The 17,391-nt window shown below is 72.1% G+C and carries 16 protein-coding genes; 9 read left to right on the forward strand and 7 right to left on the reverse strand.

The features are described from left to right. Position 1 precedes the first annotated feature (1 nt). The 4 genes from nadC to ACXKZB_RS13970 all read right to left on the reverse strand — a co-directional run bounded on the left by nadC (position 2) and on the right by ACXKZB_RS13970 (position 4,538). Positions 2 to 880 (reverse strand): carboxylating nicotinate-nucleotide diphosphorylase, encoded by an 879-nt coding sequence (nadC, locus tag ACXKZB_RS13955; protein WP_340196499.1) that lies wholly within the window; start codon positions 878 to 880, stop codon positions 2 to 4. Beyond that, positions 877 to 2,496: an L-aspartate oxidase gene (nadB, locus tag ACXKZB_RS13960; RefSeq protein WP_488823506.1), complete on the reverse strand. Its 1,620-nt coding sequence runs from the start codon at positions 2,494 to 2,496 to the stop codon at positions 877 to 879. The genes nadC and nadB overlap by 4 nt, the downstream gene beginning before the upstream one ends. A 63-nt stretch (positions 2,497 to 2,559) precedes the next feature. Next, the gene (gene nadA, locus ACXKZB_RS13965) at positions 2,560 to 3,831 is read right to left on the reverse strand and encodes a quinolinate synthase NadA (RefSeq protein ID WP_488823507.1); all 1,272 of its coding nucleotides are present in this window, start codon (positions 3,829 to 3,831) and stop codon (positions 2,560 to 2,562) included. Next, entirely contained in the window at positions 3,804 to 4,538 is a 735-nt protein-coding gene (locus tag ACXKZB_RS13970; RefSeq protein ID WP_123313903.1) for an NUDIX hydrolase, read from the reverse strand. The genes nadA and ACXKZB_RS13970 overlap by 28 nt, the downstream gene beginning before the upstream one ends. Positions 4,539 to 4,703: 165 nt before the next feature. Here ACXKZB_RS13970 and ACXKZB_RS13975 point away from each other — a divergent pair, with 165 nt between their 5' ends. From ACXKZB_RS13975 to ACXKZB_RS13985, 3 genes are all read left to right on the forward strand, one after another. Beyond that, positions 4,704 to 4,985, forward strand: coding sequence for an acylphosphatase (locus ACXKZB_RS13975; protein WP_228511574.1), 282 nt, complete (start codon positions 4,704 to 4,706; stop codon positions 4,983 to 4,985). Positions 4,986 to 5,117: 132 nt separating this feature from the next. Beyond that, the gene (locus ACXKZB_RS13980) at positions 5,118 to 6,599 is read left to right on the forward strand and encodes an MDR family MFS transporter (protein WP_488823508.1); all 1,482 of its coding nucleotides are present in this window, start codon (positions 5,118 to 5,120) and stop codon (positions 6,597 to 6,599) included. A gap of 41 nt (positions 6,600 to 6,640) precedes the next feature. After that, entirely contained in the window at positions 6,641 to 7,888 is a 1,248-nt protein-coding gene (locus ACXKZB_RS13985) for an FAD-binding protein (protein ID WP_488823509.1), read from the forward strand. Positions 7,889 to 7,957: 69 nt separating this feature from the next. On the opposite strand, the gene ACXKZB_RS13990 is transcribed toward ACXKZB_RS13985, so the two are convergent. Beyond that, positions 7,958 to 8,452 carry a 2'-5' RNA ligase family protein gene (locus tag ACXKZB_RS13990; protein ID WP_488823510.1) on the reverse strand — a complete coding sequence of 165 codons (495 nt, stop codon included), beginning with the start codon at positions 8,450 to 8,452 and terminating at the stop codon, positions 7,958 to 7,960. Between the two features lie 147 nt (positions 8,453 to 8,599). Here ACXKZB_RS13990 and ACXKZB_RS13995 point away from each other — a divergent pair, with 147 nt between their 5' ends. From ACXKZB_RS13995 to ACXKZB_RS14005, 3 genes are read left to right on the forward strand one after another with little or no spacing between them, the layout of a single operon-like run. Continuing rightward, the gene (locus ACXKZB_RS13995) at positions 8,600 to 9,553 is read left to right on the forward strand and encodes a MetQ/NlpA family ABC transporter substrate-binding protein (RefSeq protein WP_488823511.1); all 954 of its coding nucleotides are present in this window, start codon (positions 8,600 to 8,602) and stop codon (positions 9,551 to 9,553) included. Further along, the gene (locus ACXKZB_RS14000) at positions 9,553 to 10,617 is read left to right on the forward strand and encodes a methionine ABC transporter ATP-binding protein (protein WP_488823512.1); all 1,065 of its coding nucleotides are present in this window, start codon (positions 9,553 to 9,555) and stop codon (positions 10,615 to 10,617) included. The genes ACXKZB_RS13995 and ACXKZB_RS14000 overlap by 1 nt, the downstream gene beginning before the upstream one ends. A 50-nt stretch (positions 10,618 to 10,667) precedes the next feature. Further along, entirely contained in the window at positions 10,668 to 11,285 is a 618-nt protein-coding gene (locus tag ACXKZB_RS14005; RefSeq protein ID WP_123314086.1) for a methionine ABC transporter permease, read from the forward strand. Positions 11,286 to 11,795: 510 nt separating this feature from the next. Here ACXKZB_RS14005 and ACXKZB_RS14010 read toward each other — a convergent pair. Together ACXKZB_RS14010 and ACXKZB_RS14015 are read right to left on the reverse strand one after the other, a co-directional pair. Next, a complete protein-coding gene (locus ACXKZB_RS14010) occupies positions 11,796 to 12,572 on the reverse strand; it encodes an endonuclease/exonuclease/phosphatase family protein (protein WP_123313909.1) in 777 nt (258 codons plus the stop codon). A gap of 185 nt (positions 12,573 to 12,757) precedes the next feature. Then, positions 12,758 to 14,167 (reverse strand): MFS transporter, encoded by a 1,410-nt coding sequence (locus ACXKZB_RS14015; RefSeq protein WP_488823513.1) that lies wholly within the window; start codon positions 14,165 to 14,167, stop codon positions 12,758 to 12,760. A 160-nt stretch (positions 14,168 to 14,327) separates the two neighbouring features. On the opposite strand from ACXKZB_RS14015, the gene ACXKZB_RS14020 reads away from it, so the two are divergent. From ACXKZB_RS14020 to ACXKZB_RS14030, 3 genes are read left to right on the forward strand one after another with little or no spacing between them, the layout of a single operon-like run. Beyond that, positions 14,328 to 15,569 (forward strand): alanine racemase, encoded by a 1,242-nt coding sequence (locus tag ACXKZB_RS14020; RefSeq protein ID WP_488823514.1) that lies wholly within the window; start codon positions 14,328 to 14,330, stop codon positions 15,567 to 15,569. Next, the gene (locus ACXKZB_RS14025; protein WP_488825907.1) at positions 15,569 to 16,414 is read left to right on the forward strand and encodes an IclR family transcriptional regulator; all 846 of its coding nucleotides are present in this window, start codon (positions 15,569 to 15,571) and stop codon (positions 16,412 to 16,414) included. The genes ACXKZB_RS14020 and ACXKZB_RS14025 overlap by 1 nt, the downstream gene beginning before the upstream one ends. Further along, positions 16,411 to 17,388: a sugar kinase gene (locus ACXKZB_RS14030; protein ID WP_488823515.1), complete on the forward strand. Its 978-nt coding sequence runs from the start codon at positions 16,411 to 16,413 to the stop codon at positions 17,386 to 17,388. Before ACXKZB_RS14025 ends, ACXKZB_RS14030 begins: the two co-directional genes overlap by 4 nt. The last annotated feature ends 3 nt before the right edge of the window (positions 17,389 to 17,391 follow it).

The following is a 17,391-nucleotide window of genomic DNA, read 5'->3' on the forward strand; positions in this document are numbered from 1 at the left end:
ATCAGTCCCCGGCTGTCACCGCGATGTCGAGCCCGAGGTCGAGTGCTCGGGCCGAGTGCGTGAGCGCCCCGACCGAGATGACGTCGACCCCGGTCGCCGCGATGGCCGCGACGGTGTCGAGGGACACCCCGCCCGAGGCCTCGACGAGGGCACGACCCGCGACGATGCCGACACCCGTCTCGAGCTGGTCCGGCGTGAAGTTGTCGAGCATGATCGTGTCGACCCCCGCCGCGACGACGGGCTCGATCTGGTCGATGCGGTCCACCTCGACCTCGACGTGCACGGTGTGCCCGAGGCGCTGCCGCGCTGCGACGATCGCGTCGCCGATGCCGATCCCGCCGGCGAGCAGCACGGCCAGGTGGTTGTCCTTCGCGAGCACGGCGTCGGACAACGAGGTGCGGTGGTTGTGCCCGCCGCCGCAGCGCACGGCGTACCGCTCGAGCGCGCGGAGCCCCGGTGTGGTCTTCCGGGTGTCGACGATCCGCGCTGTGGTACCCGCGGCAGCGGCGACGTGCGCCGCCGTGACGGTGGCGATGCCGGACATGCGCTGCACGAGGTTGAGCGCGACCCGCTCGGCACGGAGGACGGCACGGGCCGATCCCGTCACGGTGGCGAGCGTGTCGCCCGCGGCGAACGCGGACCCCTCGGCGGCGTGCAGGGTCGCGCGGATCGACGGGTCGACCGCGTGCATGACCGCCACGAAGACCGTCCCGCCGCTCAGCACGCCGGGTTCGCGCGCGGCGAGCGTCGCCGTCGCGGTCGCCTCGGCCGGGATGAGGGTCTCGCTGGTGACGTCGCCCCAGGGCGCGTCCTCCTCGAGCGCGGTCTCGATGACACGGCGCAGGGCGTGCGGCGGGATGGTGCCGGGGTCGATGGTCATGCGGGGACCTCCTGGGGGACGGCGACGGGTTCGGCGACCCAGGCGTACGAGGCCGGGGCTGCGGGATCGGTGTCGGGGTGATCGGTACGGGCGTGGGCACCGCGGGACTCGGTGCGGGTCTCGGCGGCGAGCGCGACCAGCCGCGCCAGGTCGAGCAGGGCGCGGTCCTCGTGCTCGCGCACGCCGCCGGTGGCGGGCGCGGCGAGCGCGTCGAGGTCGCGCCGGGCGCTCGCCAGTCCGGTCGCGTCACGCAGCAGACCGACGCGCTCCGTCATGACGGTCTGGACCGCCTGCCGGACGGCACCGACGTCGTCGAGGTGGGTCGCGCCTCCAGGCAGGGTCGGACGGGAGGCGCGGATCGCGTCGGCCGCTCGGGGCACGCTGGTCACGTGGAGACCGGCGTCCCCGCGCAGGCGGAGCAGGCCGGGTCGCGGTGCGGCGACCGCGTCCGCTGCGCGGACCGCGAAGACGAGTCCCTCGAGCAGCGAGTTCGAGGCCAGTCGGTTCGCGCCGTGGACCCCGGTGCAGGCGGCCTCGCCGATCGCCAGGAGCCCCGGGAGGCTCGTGCGTCCCTCGGCGTCGGTGGCGATGCCGCCCATCGAGTAGTGGGCCGCCGGGGACACCGGGACGCCCTGTCGGGTCCAGTCGAAGCCGGCCGCGCGGGTGGCCCGGGTGAGGCCGGGGAAGCGTCCGGTCAGGAAGTCCGCGCCGAGTCCGGTGGCGTCGAGGAGCACGGGCGCGCCGCCCTGGTCGCGGACGGCGGCGGCGATGCCGCGGGCGACGACGTCCCGCGGGGCGAGCTCGGCGTCGGGGTGCACCGCCGTCATGAAGCGACGTCCGCGCGCGTCGCGGAGGACGGCCCCCTCGCCGCGGACGGCCTCGGAGACGAGCCCGCCGTCCGGCACCGCGAGCCGGGTCGGGTGGAACTGGACGAACTCCAGGTCCGCCACGACCGCCCCGGCACGCCACGCTGCGGCCACGCCGTCCCCCGTCGCGACCAGCGGGTTGGTCGTCTCGCGGTACAGGTGTCCCGCTCCCCCGGAGGCGATCACGACGGCGTCGGCGTCGATCCGTCGGGGTTCACCGAGCAGGTCGAGGACGTCGACCCCGACGACGGCGCCGTCCCGGACGACCAGGTCGGTGAGGCAGGTGCGCTCGAGGATCGTGACGTGTCGACGGTGCAGGGCGTCGATGAGGGTGCGCTCGATCGCCGCACCGGTCGCGTCACCGTCGGCGTGCACGACGCGCCAGCGGCCGTGCGCGGCCTCGCGCCCGCGGGCCAGGTCGTCGCCGTACCGGTCGAGGGACGACGGGTCGGTCGAGCGGTCGAACGGCACGCCGAGAGCGAGCAGGTCGCGGACCCTGGCGGGGCCGTCGGTGCAGAGCACCTCGACGGCGCGGGCATCGGCGCTGCCGGCGGCCGCGAGGTGGGTGTCGGCCTGGTGCAGTACCGCCGAGTCGTCGGCGCCGAGTGCCACCGCGACGCCGCCCTGGGCGTACGCGGTGGCGCTGTCGGCGAGCGCGCCCTTCGTCACCAGGGTGACGTCGTGGACGGCGCTGGCACGGATCGCTGCGGTCAGCCCGGCGATGCCGGAGCCGACGATGACGACGTGCACGGTGGTCTCCCTCGGTCGTTCGGGTTCAGGCTCGGGGCTCTCGGGTCTCTCGGGGCTCGGGGCTCAGCCGCGGGGCTTGGCCGCGAGCATGCGCTCGAGCGCGACCTTCGCGTCGGCCTGGACGTCGGCGGGCACGACGATCTCGTTGAGGACCTCGCCGCGGACCAGTGCCTCGAGGACCCAGGCGAGGTAGCCCGGGTGGATCCGGTACATCGTCGAGCACGGGCAGACGACCGGGTCGAGGCAGAAGATCGTGTGCTGCGGGTACTCGGCGGCGAGCCGGTTCACCATGTTGATCTCGGTACCGATCGCGAACGTGGTCGGCTCGGTGGCCGCGGCGACGGTCTTCCGGATCAGGTCCGTGCTGCCGGCGTGGTCGGCGGCGTCGACGACGGCCATCGGGCACTCCGGGTGCACGATGACCTGCACGCCGGGGTGCTCGCGTCGGGCCTGCTCGATCTGGTCCACCGTGAAGCGGCGGTGCACCGAGCAGAAGCCGTGCCAGAGGATGACCTTCGCCGCTTCGAGGTCGCTCGTCTCGTTGCCGCCGAGGGGCTTCCTGGGGTTCCACATCGGCATCAGGTCGGTGCTGATCCCCATGGCCTTGGCGGTGTTGCGGCCGAGGTGCTGGTCCGGGAAGAAGAGCACGCGCTGCCCGCGCTCGAACGCCCACTCGAGCACCGTCGCGGCGTTCGAGCTGGTGCAGACGATCCCGCCGTTGCGCCCGCAGAAGGCCTTGAGGTCGGCGGCGGAGTTCATGTAGGTGACGGGGATGACGGGGACCCGACCGTCGGCGTCGGGCTCCGTGCCGTAGACCGCGGTGAGCTCGGCCCAGGCGGCCTCGACACTGTCGATGTCGGCCATGTCCGCCATCGAGCAGCCCGCGGCGAGGTTCGGCAGGATGACGCGCTGGTCGTCGCGGGCCAGGATGTCGGCGGTCTCGGCCATGAAGTGCACGCCGCAGAACACGATGGCCTCGGCGTCGGGCTTCGTCAGCGCCGCGTTGGCGAGCTGGAACGAGTCGCCGAGGAAGTCCGCGTGCCGGACGACCTCGTCGCGCTGGTAGAAGTGCCCGAGGACGACGACACGGTCGCCGAGCGTGGCCTTCGCCCGCTCGATGCGCTCGTGCAGCTCGTCGGTCGGCGCGGTCTTGTACTCGTCCGGTAGCACGCCCTGCCGCGGTGCGCTCGTCGGGATGACGTCGGTCATCGACGAGCCGGGGCCGTACCCGGGCCGGGAGTCGAAGTCCCACGTGGGCACGGCGAGGTCGGGCGTGCAGGTGCTGCCGGCGGCCTTGCCGTTCGAGATCAGTTCGATGGTCGTCGCGATGGACACGGTGGTTCCTGTCGGTTCTGCGGTGGTGTGCCCTGCTGCAGCGGGCCGTTGTCCGCGTAGGCCAGGTCGGGGTTCGAGCGGTACAGCCGGGCCGGACGGTGCCGACCCCCGCTCGTGGTCTCGTCGGTCGGCAGGATCGCGTCGGTCTTCTCGACCTGCCGACGGAAGTTCGCGGGGTCGAGCGCGCGCCCGAGCACCGCCTCGTACACCCCGCGCAGCTCGGCGAGGGTGAACCGGTCGCCCAGGAAGGCCTGGGCGATGCGGGAGTACGACATCTTGGTACGGAGCCGCCAGAGCGCGTACTCCACGATGCGGTCGTGGTCGAAGGCGAGCGGCGGGTGCTCGTCGGCGAGGAACCAGCGGACGTTCCAGTCGTCCGGCACCACGTTCGCCTCGTCGGGGTGCACGAGCGCCCAGTACACGATCGACACGACCCGGCTCGGGGAGCGTCCGACGTCGCCGAACGCGTAGAGCTGTTCGAGGTACCGCGGCTGGACGTTCGTCGTCTCGCGCAGGCGGGCGGCGGCGGAGTCCTCGAGGCCCTCGTCGACGCCGACCCAGCCGCCGGGCAGCGCCCACGACCCCTCGAACGGCTCGGCGATCCGGCGCACCAGCGGCATCCACAGCGCCGGTGCCCCGGTGTCGGGGTGCGGGCGCAGCGCGACGATCACGGTCGAGACCGCGACGCGGATGCCTGCTTCGTCCATGGTGGACCTTCGTGTCATGTTGACCCGAAGTGTTCGGGTTGCGATGACACTATCACTGCCCGCGCCGTGTCGCACCCGGCGGGGGCCGCAGGTCGTCACGAGCCGGAAACAGATCGTCACGCGGCCGAAAACTCCGGGACGCCCCGCGTGGATACGGTGAGGCTCATGACGACGGTGACGAGGATGCATGCCGTGGTGTCGGGGACCGTCCAGGGGGTCGGCTTCCGGTACTGGACCGCACGGAAGGCCGACGGGCTCGACCTCGTCGGGTACGCCAGGAACCTGTGGGACGGCACCGTCGAGGTCGAGGCCGAGGGGCCGTCGGTCGCCGTGGAGACGCTGATGGAGTGCCTGCGGAGCGGACCGCCGTCGGCCACCGTGACCGACGTCGAGCTCCGGCCCGTCGTGCCGCACGGCGACGCCGACGGGTTCGCGATCCTGCACTGACCCGGTCGCGCCGATCGTCCACCTGCGGATGTCGGCGCGAAGCGGAATAATCGAATCCACTCAGGCGGTTGCCCTGTCTGCGCGTTCCGCGCCACCTCGTTCCACCAGTCGTGATCCACCAGGAGCTCCCGCATGACCCAGGCCGTCGATTCCGCCCCCCGCACGGGAAGCGTCTCGCAACCGACCGCTGCCGAGACCCGACTCGTGATCGGGCTGCTGCTCGTCTCCGCGTTCGTCGTCATCCTCAACGAGACGATCATGGGCGTGGCCCTGCCGCGGCTGATGGACGACCTCGGCATCAGTGCGGCGACGGGGCAGTGGCTGACCACCGGCTTCCTGCTCACGATGGCGGTCGTCATCCCGATCACCGGGTTCCTGCTGCAGCGGTTCAACACCCGGCCGGTGTTCGTCTGGGCGATGGGCCTGTTCTCGGCCGGCACCCTGATCGCCCTGCTCGCGCCCGGGTTCACGCTGCTGCTCGTCGGCCGCATCGTCCAGGCGAGCGGCACCGCGATCATGATGCCGCTCCTGATGACGACCGTGCTCACCCTCGTCGACCCGGCCCACCGTGGCCGCATCATGGGCAACATCTCGATCGTCATCTCGGTCGCGCCGGCCATCGGCCCGACGATCTCGGGGCTCATCCTCAACGCGTTCTCGTGGCGCTGGCTGTTCGGCTTCGTCCTGCCGATCGCGATCGCCGCGCTCGTCCTCGGCATGGTGAAGGTCCGCAACGTCTCGACGCCCCGCCGGGCACCGCTCGACGTGTTCTCGGTGATCCTGTCCGCGTTCGCCTTCGGTGGGATCGTCTACGGCCTGTCCAGCATCGGCGAGGCCGGCACCACCGGCCTGTTCGTCCCGGTCACCGCGCTCGTCGTCGGTGCCGTCGCGCTGGCGGTGTTCATCCTCCGCCAGACCCGCCTGCAGCGCACCGACAGCGCCCTGCTCGACCTGCGCACCTTCCAGACCCGCGGCTTCACCGTCCCGATCGTCGCGATGGCGCTGAGCTTCATGGCGATGTTCGGCACGCTCATCCTGCTGCCGATCTACCTGGAGCGCGTCCTCGGGCTCGAGGTCCTGAACGTCGGACTGCTGCTGCTCCCCGGCGGGCTGCTCATGGGGCTCCTCTCCCCCGTCGTCGGGCGCATCTACGACCGTCGCGGCCCGCGCGTGCTGCTCATCCCCGGCTCGATCATCGTCAGCGCGGTGCTCTGGGCGCTCTCCACGGTCGGCGTGGACACCAGCGTGTGGTTCGTCCTCGGGGCGCACGTCGTGCTGAGCATCGGCCTGGCGCTCACCTTCACCCCGCTGTTCACGGCGGCACTCGGTGGGCTCCCGCCGAAGCTCTACTCGCACGGCAGCGCCGTCCTCGGCACGGCGCAGCAGCTCGCCGGAGCCGCCGGCACCGCCCTGTTCGTCACCCTGCTCACGATCGGCGCCGCCACCGCAGCGACCGGTGCCGGGGCGGACGCCGTGGCCGTTGCGACCGCCTCGGGCGTGAAGACCGCGTTCCTGGTCGGCGCGGTGATCTCGTTGTTCGGCATCCTGGCGTCGGTCTTCGTCACCCGCCCGGCGGTGCCCGAGGGCGCGCCGACACCTCCGCCCGTGCACTGACCGCGGTGCCGCCCACGGGTCCTCGTGGCATCGTGGGCGGCATGCGGTCGACGGCGAGCGAACTGAACTGGTCCGGCACGGTCACCTACACGGCCGAGCGGGTCGTGCGTCCGGCCTCGATCGACGAGGCCGCCGAGGTCGTCGCCCGCTCCCCCCGGGTGCACGGACTCGGCACGCGGCACTCGTTCAACGACTCCGCCGACGCCCCGGGGGTCCTGCTCGACCTGACCGCCGTCCCGACCGACCTGGTCGTCGACCCCGACCGGCGGACCGCGACGCTCGGCGCCGGCACCCGCTACGGCGTCGTCGCCCCCGACCTCGACCGCGCCGGGTTCGCGCTGCACAACATGGGATCGCTCCCGCACATCTCCGTCGGCGGCGCGGTCGCCACCGGCACCCACGGCTCCGGCACCACCCTCGGCTCGCTCACCACCGCGGTCCGGTCCCTCGAACTGCTCGGCCCCGACGGTTCGCTGCGGACCGTCGACCGCTCGGACCCGGCGTTCCCCGGCACCGTCCTGCACCTCGGGCTGTTCGGCATCGTGACCCGCGTCACGCTCGACCTCGAGCCCGCGTACCGGATGCGACAGGACTCGTACGGGCCGTTCCCGTGGAGCACGTTCACCGACCACGTCGCCGAGGTCCACGCCGCCGGGTACTCGGTGTGCGCCTACACGGTGTTCGGCGACGAGGTCAGCGAGGCACTCGTGAAGTCCCGGGTGCCCGCCGGTGCCGACGACGTCCCCGTGCCGGACGACCTGTTCAGCGCACCCCGGCTGCCCGGCTCCCCCGGCGACGGCCACCACACGGCGCGTGACGGCTCGGTGGGACCGTGGTGGGACCGGCTGCCGCACTTCCCGATCGAGTCCGTGCCGAGCCACGGGTCCGAGGTGCAGAGCGAGCACTTCGTCCCGCTCCGGCACGCGGCGGCGGCACTCGACGCGCTGCGCGGACTGGCCGACCGCATCCAGCCGCACCTGCACGTGTGCGAGCTCCGGACGATGGCCGCCGACGAGCTCTGGTTGAGCCCGACCCAGGGCGAGGACGTGCTCTGCATCGCGTTCACCTGGCAGAAGCACCCGGAGGCGGTCGCCGCGCTGCTGCCCGACCTCGAGGCGCGGCTGGCGCCGTTCGACGGGCGACCGCACTGGGGGAAGATGAGCTCGCTCGACGGCGACGCGATCGCGGAGCTGTACCCACGGGTGACGGACGTCCGCGACCTGATCGCACGAGCCGACCCGGACCGGACGTTCGCATCCGCGTTCGGCGAGCGGGTCCTGCGGGCCTGACCCGGGCCTCCCGTCCGACGCCCCTGCGCCCGGCCGACCGGGAGGCACGGTGCCGGCCCGCCACGGCCCTCACCGCAGGCGGGTGACCACCTTCGCGTCCCCGTCCCAGTGGCGGAGACCGCCCACGGTGAGCACCGCGGGCAGGGGTGCGTCCGCGGCCAGGACGCGGAGCGCCGCGGGCAGGTCGACGTCGCGGATGCGCCGAGCGAGGGTGACGTGCGGCGCCCAGTGGCCGGGTCGCGACGAGTCGAGCGATCCCGGAGCGGCGGCGTCGAGCGCGTGGTGGAAGCGGGCGAGTGGCTCGTCGACGACCACACCGAGGCCGAGCACGTGTCGACCGGGGCCGGCGGGGAAGAGCAGGACGCCTGCGACACGCACGGTCTCGGGCACCGCGACGTCGAGGTCCGGCGGGACGGGCAGGGCCTCGCCGGCCACGAGCGTGACGTGCGGGTCGTTGGTGCCCGAGTGGCCGAGGCTCGGTAGCTCCGCGGCGACGAGGGTCTGCCAGAGCGCCCGGACCACTGCGTCCGAGGGGCCGTCGAGGACGAGTTCGATGCTGCGCACGTACCGAGTGAACCAACGGACCCCGTGACGGCGATGTAACACGGCGGAACGGAACTCGCACCGTGGACTCGCTCCCGTCACACTCGACTCCACGCCGCGTACCCGACGCGGCTCCCCCGCACAGCACGGCCCACGAGGAGCACCAGCATGTCCGCAGCCCCCGCACTGCCCGAGAAGCCGAAGGGCAAGCGCCCGATCGGCTGGATCATCGCCGCCGTCATCGTCGTCGTGGCGATCGTCGTCGCCGTCATCGTCGGAGTCGTGCGCTCCGGTGGCGACAGCGGTGGCGCTGCCGCCGGTGACGCTGCGCCGAAGACCGTCACCATCGGTGTCTCGGACAAGTCGCTGCCCTACTGGAACACGTACGTGAAGGCCGCCAAGGAGCAGCTCAACGTCACCGTGAAGCTCCAGAACTTCTCGGACTACTCGCTGCCGAACCCTGCGCTCAAGGACGAGCAGATCGACATCAACCAGTTCCAGCACATCCAGTACCTGGCGAACTACAACGTCACCTCGGACGACGACCTGCAGCCGATCGGCGCGACGGCCGTCTACCCGCTGCCGCTGTACTCGACGAAGGTCTCCGACGTCGCCGACTTCGAGGACGGCGCGAAGGTCGCGATCCCGAACGACGCCATCAACGAGGCGCGTGCACTCCTGGTGCTGCAGGCCGCTGACCTGCTCGAGCTCAAGGACGGCGGCAACGCCTTCTCGACGACGGCCGACATCACCTCGCACAAGGTCGACGTGCAGACGCTCGACGCCTCGCAGACCGCCAACGCCCTGCAGCAGGGTTCCGTCGAGGGTGCGATCGTCAACGTGAACTACGCCACCTCGGCCGGGCTCGACACGAAGGACGCGATCTTCCAGGACGACCCCAAGAGCGCCTCGGCCGCTCCGTACGTGAACGTCTTCGCCGTCCGCGACGCCGACAAGGACAACAAGACGTACCTCGACCTGGCGAAGCTGTTCCAGGACGACGCCGTGCAGAAGGTCTTCGCGAAGGACTACCCGGACGCCGTCCCGAGCGACGAGAGCGCTGCCTCGCTGCAGAAGGAGCTCGCGACGGTCGAGTCGGACGCGAAGGCGGCAGCGGAGTAGTGCCGGTCCTCGTCGAACTCCGCGGCGTCTCGAAGCACTACCGCCGCGCCGACACCGGCGAGACCGTGGTGGCCGTCGAGGACGTCTCCCTGGACGTGCACCAGGGAGAGGTCCTCGGCGTCATCGGGTACTCCGGTGCCGGCAAGTCCACCCTGGTCCGGCTGGTGAACGCACTCGAGCTCCCCAGCTCCGGGACCGTCACCGTGGCGGGCAGGGAACTGACGGCGATCCCCGAGCGGGACCGCCGTCTGGCGCGTCGCAACATCGGGATGATCTTCCAGCAGTTCAACCTGTTCCGGTCCCGCACCATCGCCGGCAACGTCGCGTACCCGCTCAAGGTCGCCGGCGTGCCGAAGGACGAACGCGACCGTCGTGTCGCGGAACTGCTCGACTTCGTCGGGCTCCTCGAGCGCGCCCACGCCTACCCGGAGCAGCTGTCCGGTGGGCAGAAGCAGCGCGTCGGGATCGCCCGCGCGCTCGCAGCGTCGCCCGACCTGCTGCTCGCCGACGAGGCCACCAGTGCCCTGGACCCGGAGACCACCTCCGAGGTCCTCGGGCTGCTCCGCCGCGTGAACAAGGAACTCGGCGTCACCATCATCGTCATCACGCACGAGATGGACGCCGTCCGCCAGATCGCCGACCGCGTCGCCGTCATGGAGCAGGGACGTGTCGTCGAGGTCGGGGACGTCTACGACGTGTTCTCCACGCCGAAGACCGGTGCAGCGCAGCGGTTCGTCCGCACCGCGCTGCACGACCGCCCCTCTCCGGACACGCTCGCTCGCCTGCGCGAACGGCACCCCGGACGCCTGGTGACCGTGCAGATCACCGACGAGGCCGGGCTGCAGAACCGGATCGACGCGGTGTTCCGGTCCGCCGGGGTCACCGCCGAGCTCGTCTACGGCGGGGTCGGCGAGATCCGCGAGCGGCGGATCGGGTCGCTCACCTACGAGCTGACGGCCGGCGGGATTGCCGGCGCCGGTGCTGGTGCACCGGACGCCGTCGACCGCGCCGTCGCCGCGCTGCGCGCCGACGGGGTCACGACCGACGAGGAGGCAGCCGCGTGAACAACTCGTTCCAGAGCGTGATCGACACGTTCGACGTCTTCCTGGCCGCCATGCGCGACACCATCGTGATGTCGCTCGTGTCGCTCGTCATCGCCGGGATCATCGGGCTCGCCCTCGGACTGCTGCTCTACGCGACCCGACCGGGCAACCTGCTCGGCAACCGCACCGCGTACACGATCATCAACGTCGTCGTGAACCTGGTCCGGCCGATCCCGTTCGTGATCTTCCTCGCCGCGATCGCCCCGCTGTCCCGCGTCGTGGTGCAGACCACGATCGGCGTCCCCGCGGTGACGTTCGCGATCTCGCTGGCAGCGGCCTTCGCGGTGTCGCGCATCGTCGAGCAGAACCTGCTCGCGGTGGACCCCGGCGTCGTCGAGGCGGCGCGGGCGTCGGGTGCGCACCCGGTCTCGATCCTGCTGACCGTCCTCATCCCGGAGGGCCTCGGGCCGCTCATCCTCGGCTACACCTTCATCTACATCGGCATCGTCGACATGACGGCGCAGGGTGCGTTGATCGGTGGCGGAGGACTCGGCGAGTACGCGATCACCTACGGATCGCAGCGGTACGACTGGTGGATCGTCTACGTGTCGGTGGCCGCGATCGTCGTCATCGTGCAGCTCGGCCAGTTCGTCGGCAACCGGTTGGCGCGCGCGACCCTGCGTCGCTGACGCGGGCGCGCCGCGCGCCGCGTGTGCTGCGTGTGCTGCGAGCCCGGCACGTGCCGTGGACGTGACTGCCTGGAGGCCCGGTGCCGGTTCCTGGAACCGGCACCGGGCCTCCAGTGCGTTGCCGCGTTGCGGGCGCGCCCCGCGTCGTCCGCCGAGCGGTCACGGGCTTCCACGACGCGCCGCTCACGGCCGCCGGGGTTCCACGACGCGCCGCGAGCGATCCGCCGAGGTTCCACGACTCGCCGCACGCGATCCGCCGAGGTTCCACGGACGCGCACTTCAGCGACCGAGGTTCCGAAATCTCGGAAGCTCGGGATTCGAGCTGGCGGACGGGACGCGCCCTCGACGGGACCGGTCCGGGGCGCCGCTCGACGCCGTCCCCGCCCGGTCCCGGTCGCCGAGGTTCCACGACTCGCCGCACGCGATCCGCCGAGGTTCCACGAACACCCGCTGCGAGCGCCGAGATTCCGAGATTTTGGAACCTCGGGGGCGAGCGGAGCGCGGGTCGGGTCAGGCGGCCGGGGACTCGACGGTCTCGACGGTGCCGGTCGCTCCGGGGTGCTCGTAGTGCGCTCGCACCAGGATCGGACGGTGGTCGGAGATGCCCGCCGGCAGCGTCTCGACCCCGGCGATGTGCAGCCCGACGCTCGTCGCGAAGTCGAAGTGCCCCGTGAACTTGCGGTAGCGCAGGTAGGTCGGCTGGTCGGAGAGCGACAGCGCGAAGCCGTGCTGCTCGATCTTGCGACGCAGGTTCGTCTGGAACCAGGGGTAGTTGAAGTCGCCGACCATGACGGCGGGGACGTCCTTCGCCAGCTCGCGCAGGAACTGGTGCGCCGCCTCGATCTGCTTGCGGCGCAGGGAGTTCGTCGCGGTCAGCGGTGAGGCGTGGAACGAGGCGACGACGACCTCGGCGTCGGCCTCGTTGTCGCGCAGGTGCATGGCGATGAGCCGCTCGTGCGCGGGCGCGAGGACCCGGTCGTGCAGGGACTTCTGCAGCGAGTGGATGCTGAAGTCCTGCACCTCGAAGCGGTCGTCGCGCTTGTAGATGGCGAGTCCGAGACGGTTCGTGCGGGTCGACGCGGCGAGCGAGAGCCCACCGATCGACGGCGCGAGGTCGTTGCTGTCGCACTCCTGCACGCAGATGACGTCGGCGTCGGAGGCCTCTGCCAGGGCGGCGAGTTCACCGTTCGCGGTGTGCTCGCGGAGGTTGTAGCTGACGACCCGGAGCGCAGTGGGCGGCACGCCTGCGTCGGTGGCGATCGTGCTCTGCTGTTCTGGCGCGGCCATGCTGCCTTCCTGTCCGGGTGGTCCGGGTCACCCTGCCGCGGCAACCGTACTCGGCGTTCGCAAACGGATGCTGAGACTGTAACGCCTGTCGGGTTTCGCGCGTGTGACCGTGACGGAAACGGACAGCCCCGCGCGGCGTGCGCGCGGCCGCGCGGAACCGGCGGCGCTGCGCGGTGTGGGAAGGATCAGGCGCGGACCCGGCGGGCGGGGCGGACGGTGTCCCCCGCTGTGCGGCTCATCAGGATGCCCTCGACGCACGCGACGGCGAGCAGCGCCGCGATGACCCAGAACGCGACGGTGTACGGGCCGTCGCCACCGAGCCCACCGGCCGCACGGATGACGACCGCGGCGACGGCGACGCCGAAGCCGGCGGCGGTCTGCTGCAGCGTCGACGAGAGGGTGTTCGCGGGGGTCATGTCGGCCTGCTCGACGTCGGCGAAGGCGATGGTGTTGTACGCCGTGAACCCGACGGAACGGGCGGCTCCGCTGACGACGAGCAGCACGGCCAGCAGCCAGAACGGGGTGTCCTCGGTCATGAACGCCATCGCGACGACGGTCAGCGCCGCGATCGCACTCGACACGATGATCACCGGGCGGTACCCGAACCAGCGCAGGAACGGGGTCGTCATCGGCTTGATGCCGAGGTTGCCGACGAAGACCCACAGCACGGCGGACCCGGCGAGCACCGCACTCCAGCCCCAGGCGTCCTGGAACAGCAGCGGGAGCACGAACGGCACCGCGGAGACCGCCAGCCGGAACAGGCTGCCGCCGGCGTGCGACACACGGAAGGTCTCGAGCCGGAACGCCTCGAGCCCCATGATCGGGTGCGGTGCCCGGCGGAAGTGCCGGATCGCGAACCAGCAGCAGACGGCTCCGACGACGCCGGACACGATGACGGCCGGGACCGGGATGACGTCGAGCGCGAGCAGGGACGCCATCACGACGAGCGACCCGAGGCCGAAGCACGCCAGCAACGACCCGAACCAGTCGAACGGCACGCGCTGCGCCGCGCGCTCCTGCGGGACGAGCACGAGCGCGGCGACGAACGCGATGACGCCGAGCGGGATGTTGATCAGGAAGATCCAGTGCCACGTGAGGGTGTCGACGAGCACGCCGCCGATGAACGGGGCGATGATCGGTGCGGCCAGCGCCGGCCAGGTCAGGATCGCGATGGCCGTGACGAGCTGCTCGCGGCCGGCGCTCCGCAGCACCACGAGCCGGCCGACGGGCACCATGAGCGCGCCGCCGAGCCCCTGCAGGATGCGCCAGAGGGTCAGGTCGACGAGGCCGGTCGACATCGCACACAGCGCCGACGCGATCGTGAAGAGGGCGATCGCGCCCGCGAAGACCGTGCGGGACCCGATCCGGTCGGTGAGCCAGCCCGAGACGGGGATGAAGACCGCCAGTGTGACCAGGTAGGCGGTGATCGCGACGCCGACGGCGGCGGAGTCGACGCCGAGGTCGCGTCCCATCGCCGGTGCTGCGGTCGCCAGGATCGTGCCGTCGAGGAGCTCCATGAAGAAGGTGCCCGCCACGAGCACGGCGACCGCCGTGCTGCCCGTCCGTCGTCTGGGTGTCGTCGTCATCGTCGCCATGTCGCGTCAAAGGCTATGCCCACCGCGGCGTCACGCGACGATCCGCGTCGCAGGCTTCCGCCGCCTGGTTGTGCATTGCAGAATGATGCGCACCAGCGCGTTGCTCCGGCGGTCCGCCGAGCGGGAGCGTGGGGGCAGCGCGACGACAGGAGGCCCACCGATGACCGACGCCGACACGACCACCGGGACCGTGACCAGGACCGGGACCGGGACCGGGACCGTGACCACGAAGGGCGCCTGGGATCCGGCAGCGAGCACGCCGCACCACGTCCTCGACCACGCCCACCTGCCCGTGATGACCCTGCGCGAGTCCGCCCTGGCGAACAACACCGCCGTCATGCAGGCCTACGTCGACCGCCACGGTCTGCTGTTCGCGCCGCACATGAAGACCCACATGGCGCCGGACCTCGCCGCGCGGCAGATCGACGCCGGGGCCTGGGGCGTCACGGTCGCGTCCGTCCAGCAGGCGATGGTCGCGTGGGAGCACGGCGTGCACCGCATACTCGTCGCGAACGAGGTCCTCGACCCCGCGGGCCTCGCGTGGCTCGCGTCCCGGCGCACGGTCGACCCGGACGCCGACGTCCTCTGCTACGTCGACTCCGCAGCGGGTGTCGCCGCCGCGGTCGCCGCACAGGGGGCCGTCGCCGGTGAGCTGCACGTCCTGGTCGAACTCGGGTTCCCGGGCGGCCGCACCGGGGTCCGCTCCCCTGACGACGCGCGTGCCCTCGCGCGCCTCGCACACGACGCCGGGCTCGCGCTCCGCGGTGTCTCCGGGTACGAGGGCGGTCTGCCCGGCGTCGACGCTGCACGCGAGTACGTCGACGGCGTGCTCGACGTCGCCGAGGACGTCCGCGGGCTCGTCGACGGTCGCGGGCTCCTCAGCATGGGCGGCAGCGCCTGGTTCGACGCCGTCGTCGACGCCGTGGCACGACGCACGGACGACCTCGACGTGCTGCTGCGTTCGGGTGCGTACCTGACCCACGACGACGGCTTCTACGCCGAGCGCACGCCGTTCGGCCGGCACCCGGCCGAGGGATCGCTCGTCGCCGCGATCGAGGTGTGGGGACGCGTCACGTCCTGCCCCGAGCCCGGGCTCGCCCTCGTCGCGGTCGGGAAGCGCGACATCTCCTTCGACGAAGGGCTGCCGGTCGTGCGGGCGATCCGGCCAGGAGGCACGGCGGGCGCCGCGCAGGTCGTCCCACCGCCCGGGGCGGTCACCGTCACCCGCCTCGACGACCAACACTGCTACCTCGCGCTGGCGGACGGCGACCCCGAGCTCACGCCCGGCGACGTCGTCGTGTTCGGCATCTCGCACCCCTGCACGGTGTTCGACAAGTGGCGGCAGGTGCACGTGCTCGCCGACGACGACACCGTGCTCCGGACGATCGCGACGTGGTTCTGATGCGCGCGACCACGGCTGTCCCGGTGCCGACGGACGGCGACGGACCCGCGCGCAACGCTGCGCTGTCGCTGCGCCGCGGGCTCCGCCTGCTCGACTGCATCGCCGACCGCACCCGCAGCGGCGCGGTGTCCGTGAGCCTGTCCGTGCTGGCCACCGAGCTCGGCACGTCGAAGTCGACGGTGCTCCGGCTGACCGCCCCGATGCTCGAGAACGACCTGCTGCGCCGCACCCCGGACGCCGGGTTCACGCTCGGGCTCGGCGCCCTGCTGCTCGGGCAGAGCTACCTCGAGGGCATCGACCTGCGCTCCGCCGCCGCACCGTTCCTGCGCCGGACCGCGGAGCAGACCGGGCTGACGTGCCACCTCGTGGTGCCGGACGGCACCGACATCGTCTACGTCGACAAGGTCGAGACCCGCGGCACGGTGCGGATGGGGTCGCGCATCGGCAACCGCCTGCCCATGCGGAACACCGCCTCCGGCAAGGCGATCGTCGCGTTCGGCGAACCGGAGCTGCTCGACCGCGTGCTCGCCGAACCGGCCCAGGTCATGACGGAGCACACCATCACCGACGACGACCGCTGGCGGCACGAGGTCGACCGCACGCACGGTCGCGGGTACGGCATCGACGACCGCGAGAACGAACCGGACATCCGGTGCGTCGCTGCCCCGGTGTTCGACCACGCGAACCAGGTGGTCGGCGCGATGAGCATCTCGGGTCTCGCGTCACGGTTCCCCGCAGCCGCGGTCCGCGAACTCGGCGACGGCGTCGTGCGGACCGCGCACGAGATCTCGGTCGCGCTGGGGTCCTCGTCGGCGCAGCTCGCACTCGCGCGGAGTGCCCGGTGACCGGCTCGGTGCTGACGTTCGGCGAGACGATGCTGCTCCTGACCGGGCGCGACGTCGGTGCGGTGCCGGACCTGGAGCACATGCGGGTCGACACCGGCGGAGCCGAGAGCAACGTCGCGATCGGTCTGGTGCGCGCCGGGGTGCCGGCCACGTGGCTCGGTCGGGTCGGCACGGACCCCGCCGGCGACCGGGTCACCGCCGACATCGGGAACGAAGGTGTCGACGTGCTCGCCGTCCCGGACGCCGAACGCTCCACCGGCATCATGATGAAGGAGCGGCTGCTCGACGGCCGCACGCGGGTCACCTACCACCGCCGGGGTTCGGCCGGGTCGGCGTTGACGGCGACCGACCTGCCCGGCAGCATCGTCGAGACGGCGGCGCTCGTGCACGTCACGGGCATCACCCTCGCGCTCTCCGAGTCCGCGCGCGACACCGTGACCGCGGCCCTCGACCGGGCGTCCGCCGCCGGCGTGCCGGTGTCCTTCGACGTCAACCACCGGCCGAAGCTCATCGGCGCCGACGCTGCACGTGACCGGTACCGGGCCGTCGCCGCCCGTTCCGCGGTGGTCTTCGCCGGGGACGACGAGGCACGGCTCGTGCTCGGCCGTGACGAGCAGGACGACGACGAGGAATCGCTCGCGCACGAGCTCGCCGCACTGGGACGGGGCCGCGCGGTCGTCAAGCTCGGCTCCCGCGGCGCGGTGGCGTCGATCGACGGCGTGTTCCTCCGGCGACCCGCGACCCCGGTGCGCGTCGTCGACCCGGTCGGTGCCGGTGACGCCTTCGTCGCGGGGTGGCTCGCAGCGAGCCTGGGCGGAGCGGACCCTGCCGAGGCACTCGACCGAGCCGCCGACGCCGGCGCACTCGCCTGCACCGTCGAGAGCGACTGGCGCCGCCCGGACCCCGAGGCACTGCACCACGCTCCGGACCCGTCGGACACCGACCACGCCGTGCACGACCGCGTCGACCGCTGACGC

The sequence above is a fragment of the Curtobacterium sp. ABR8 genome (genome assembly GCF_057812125.1).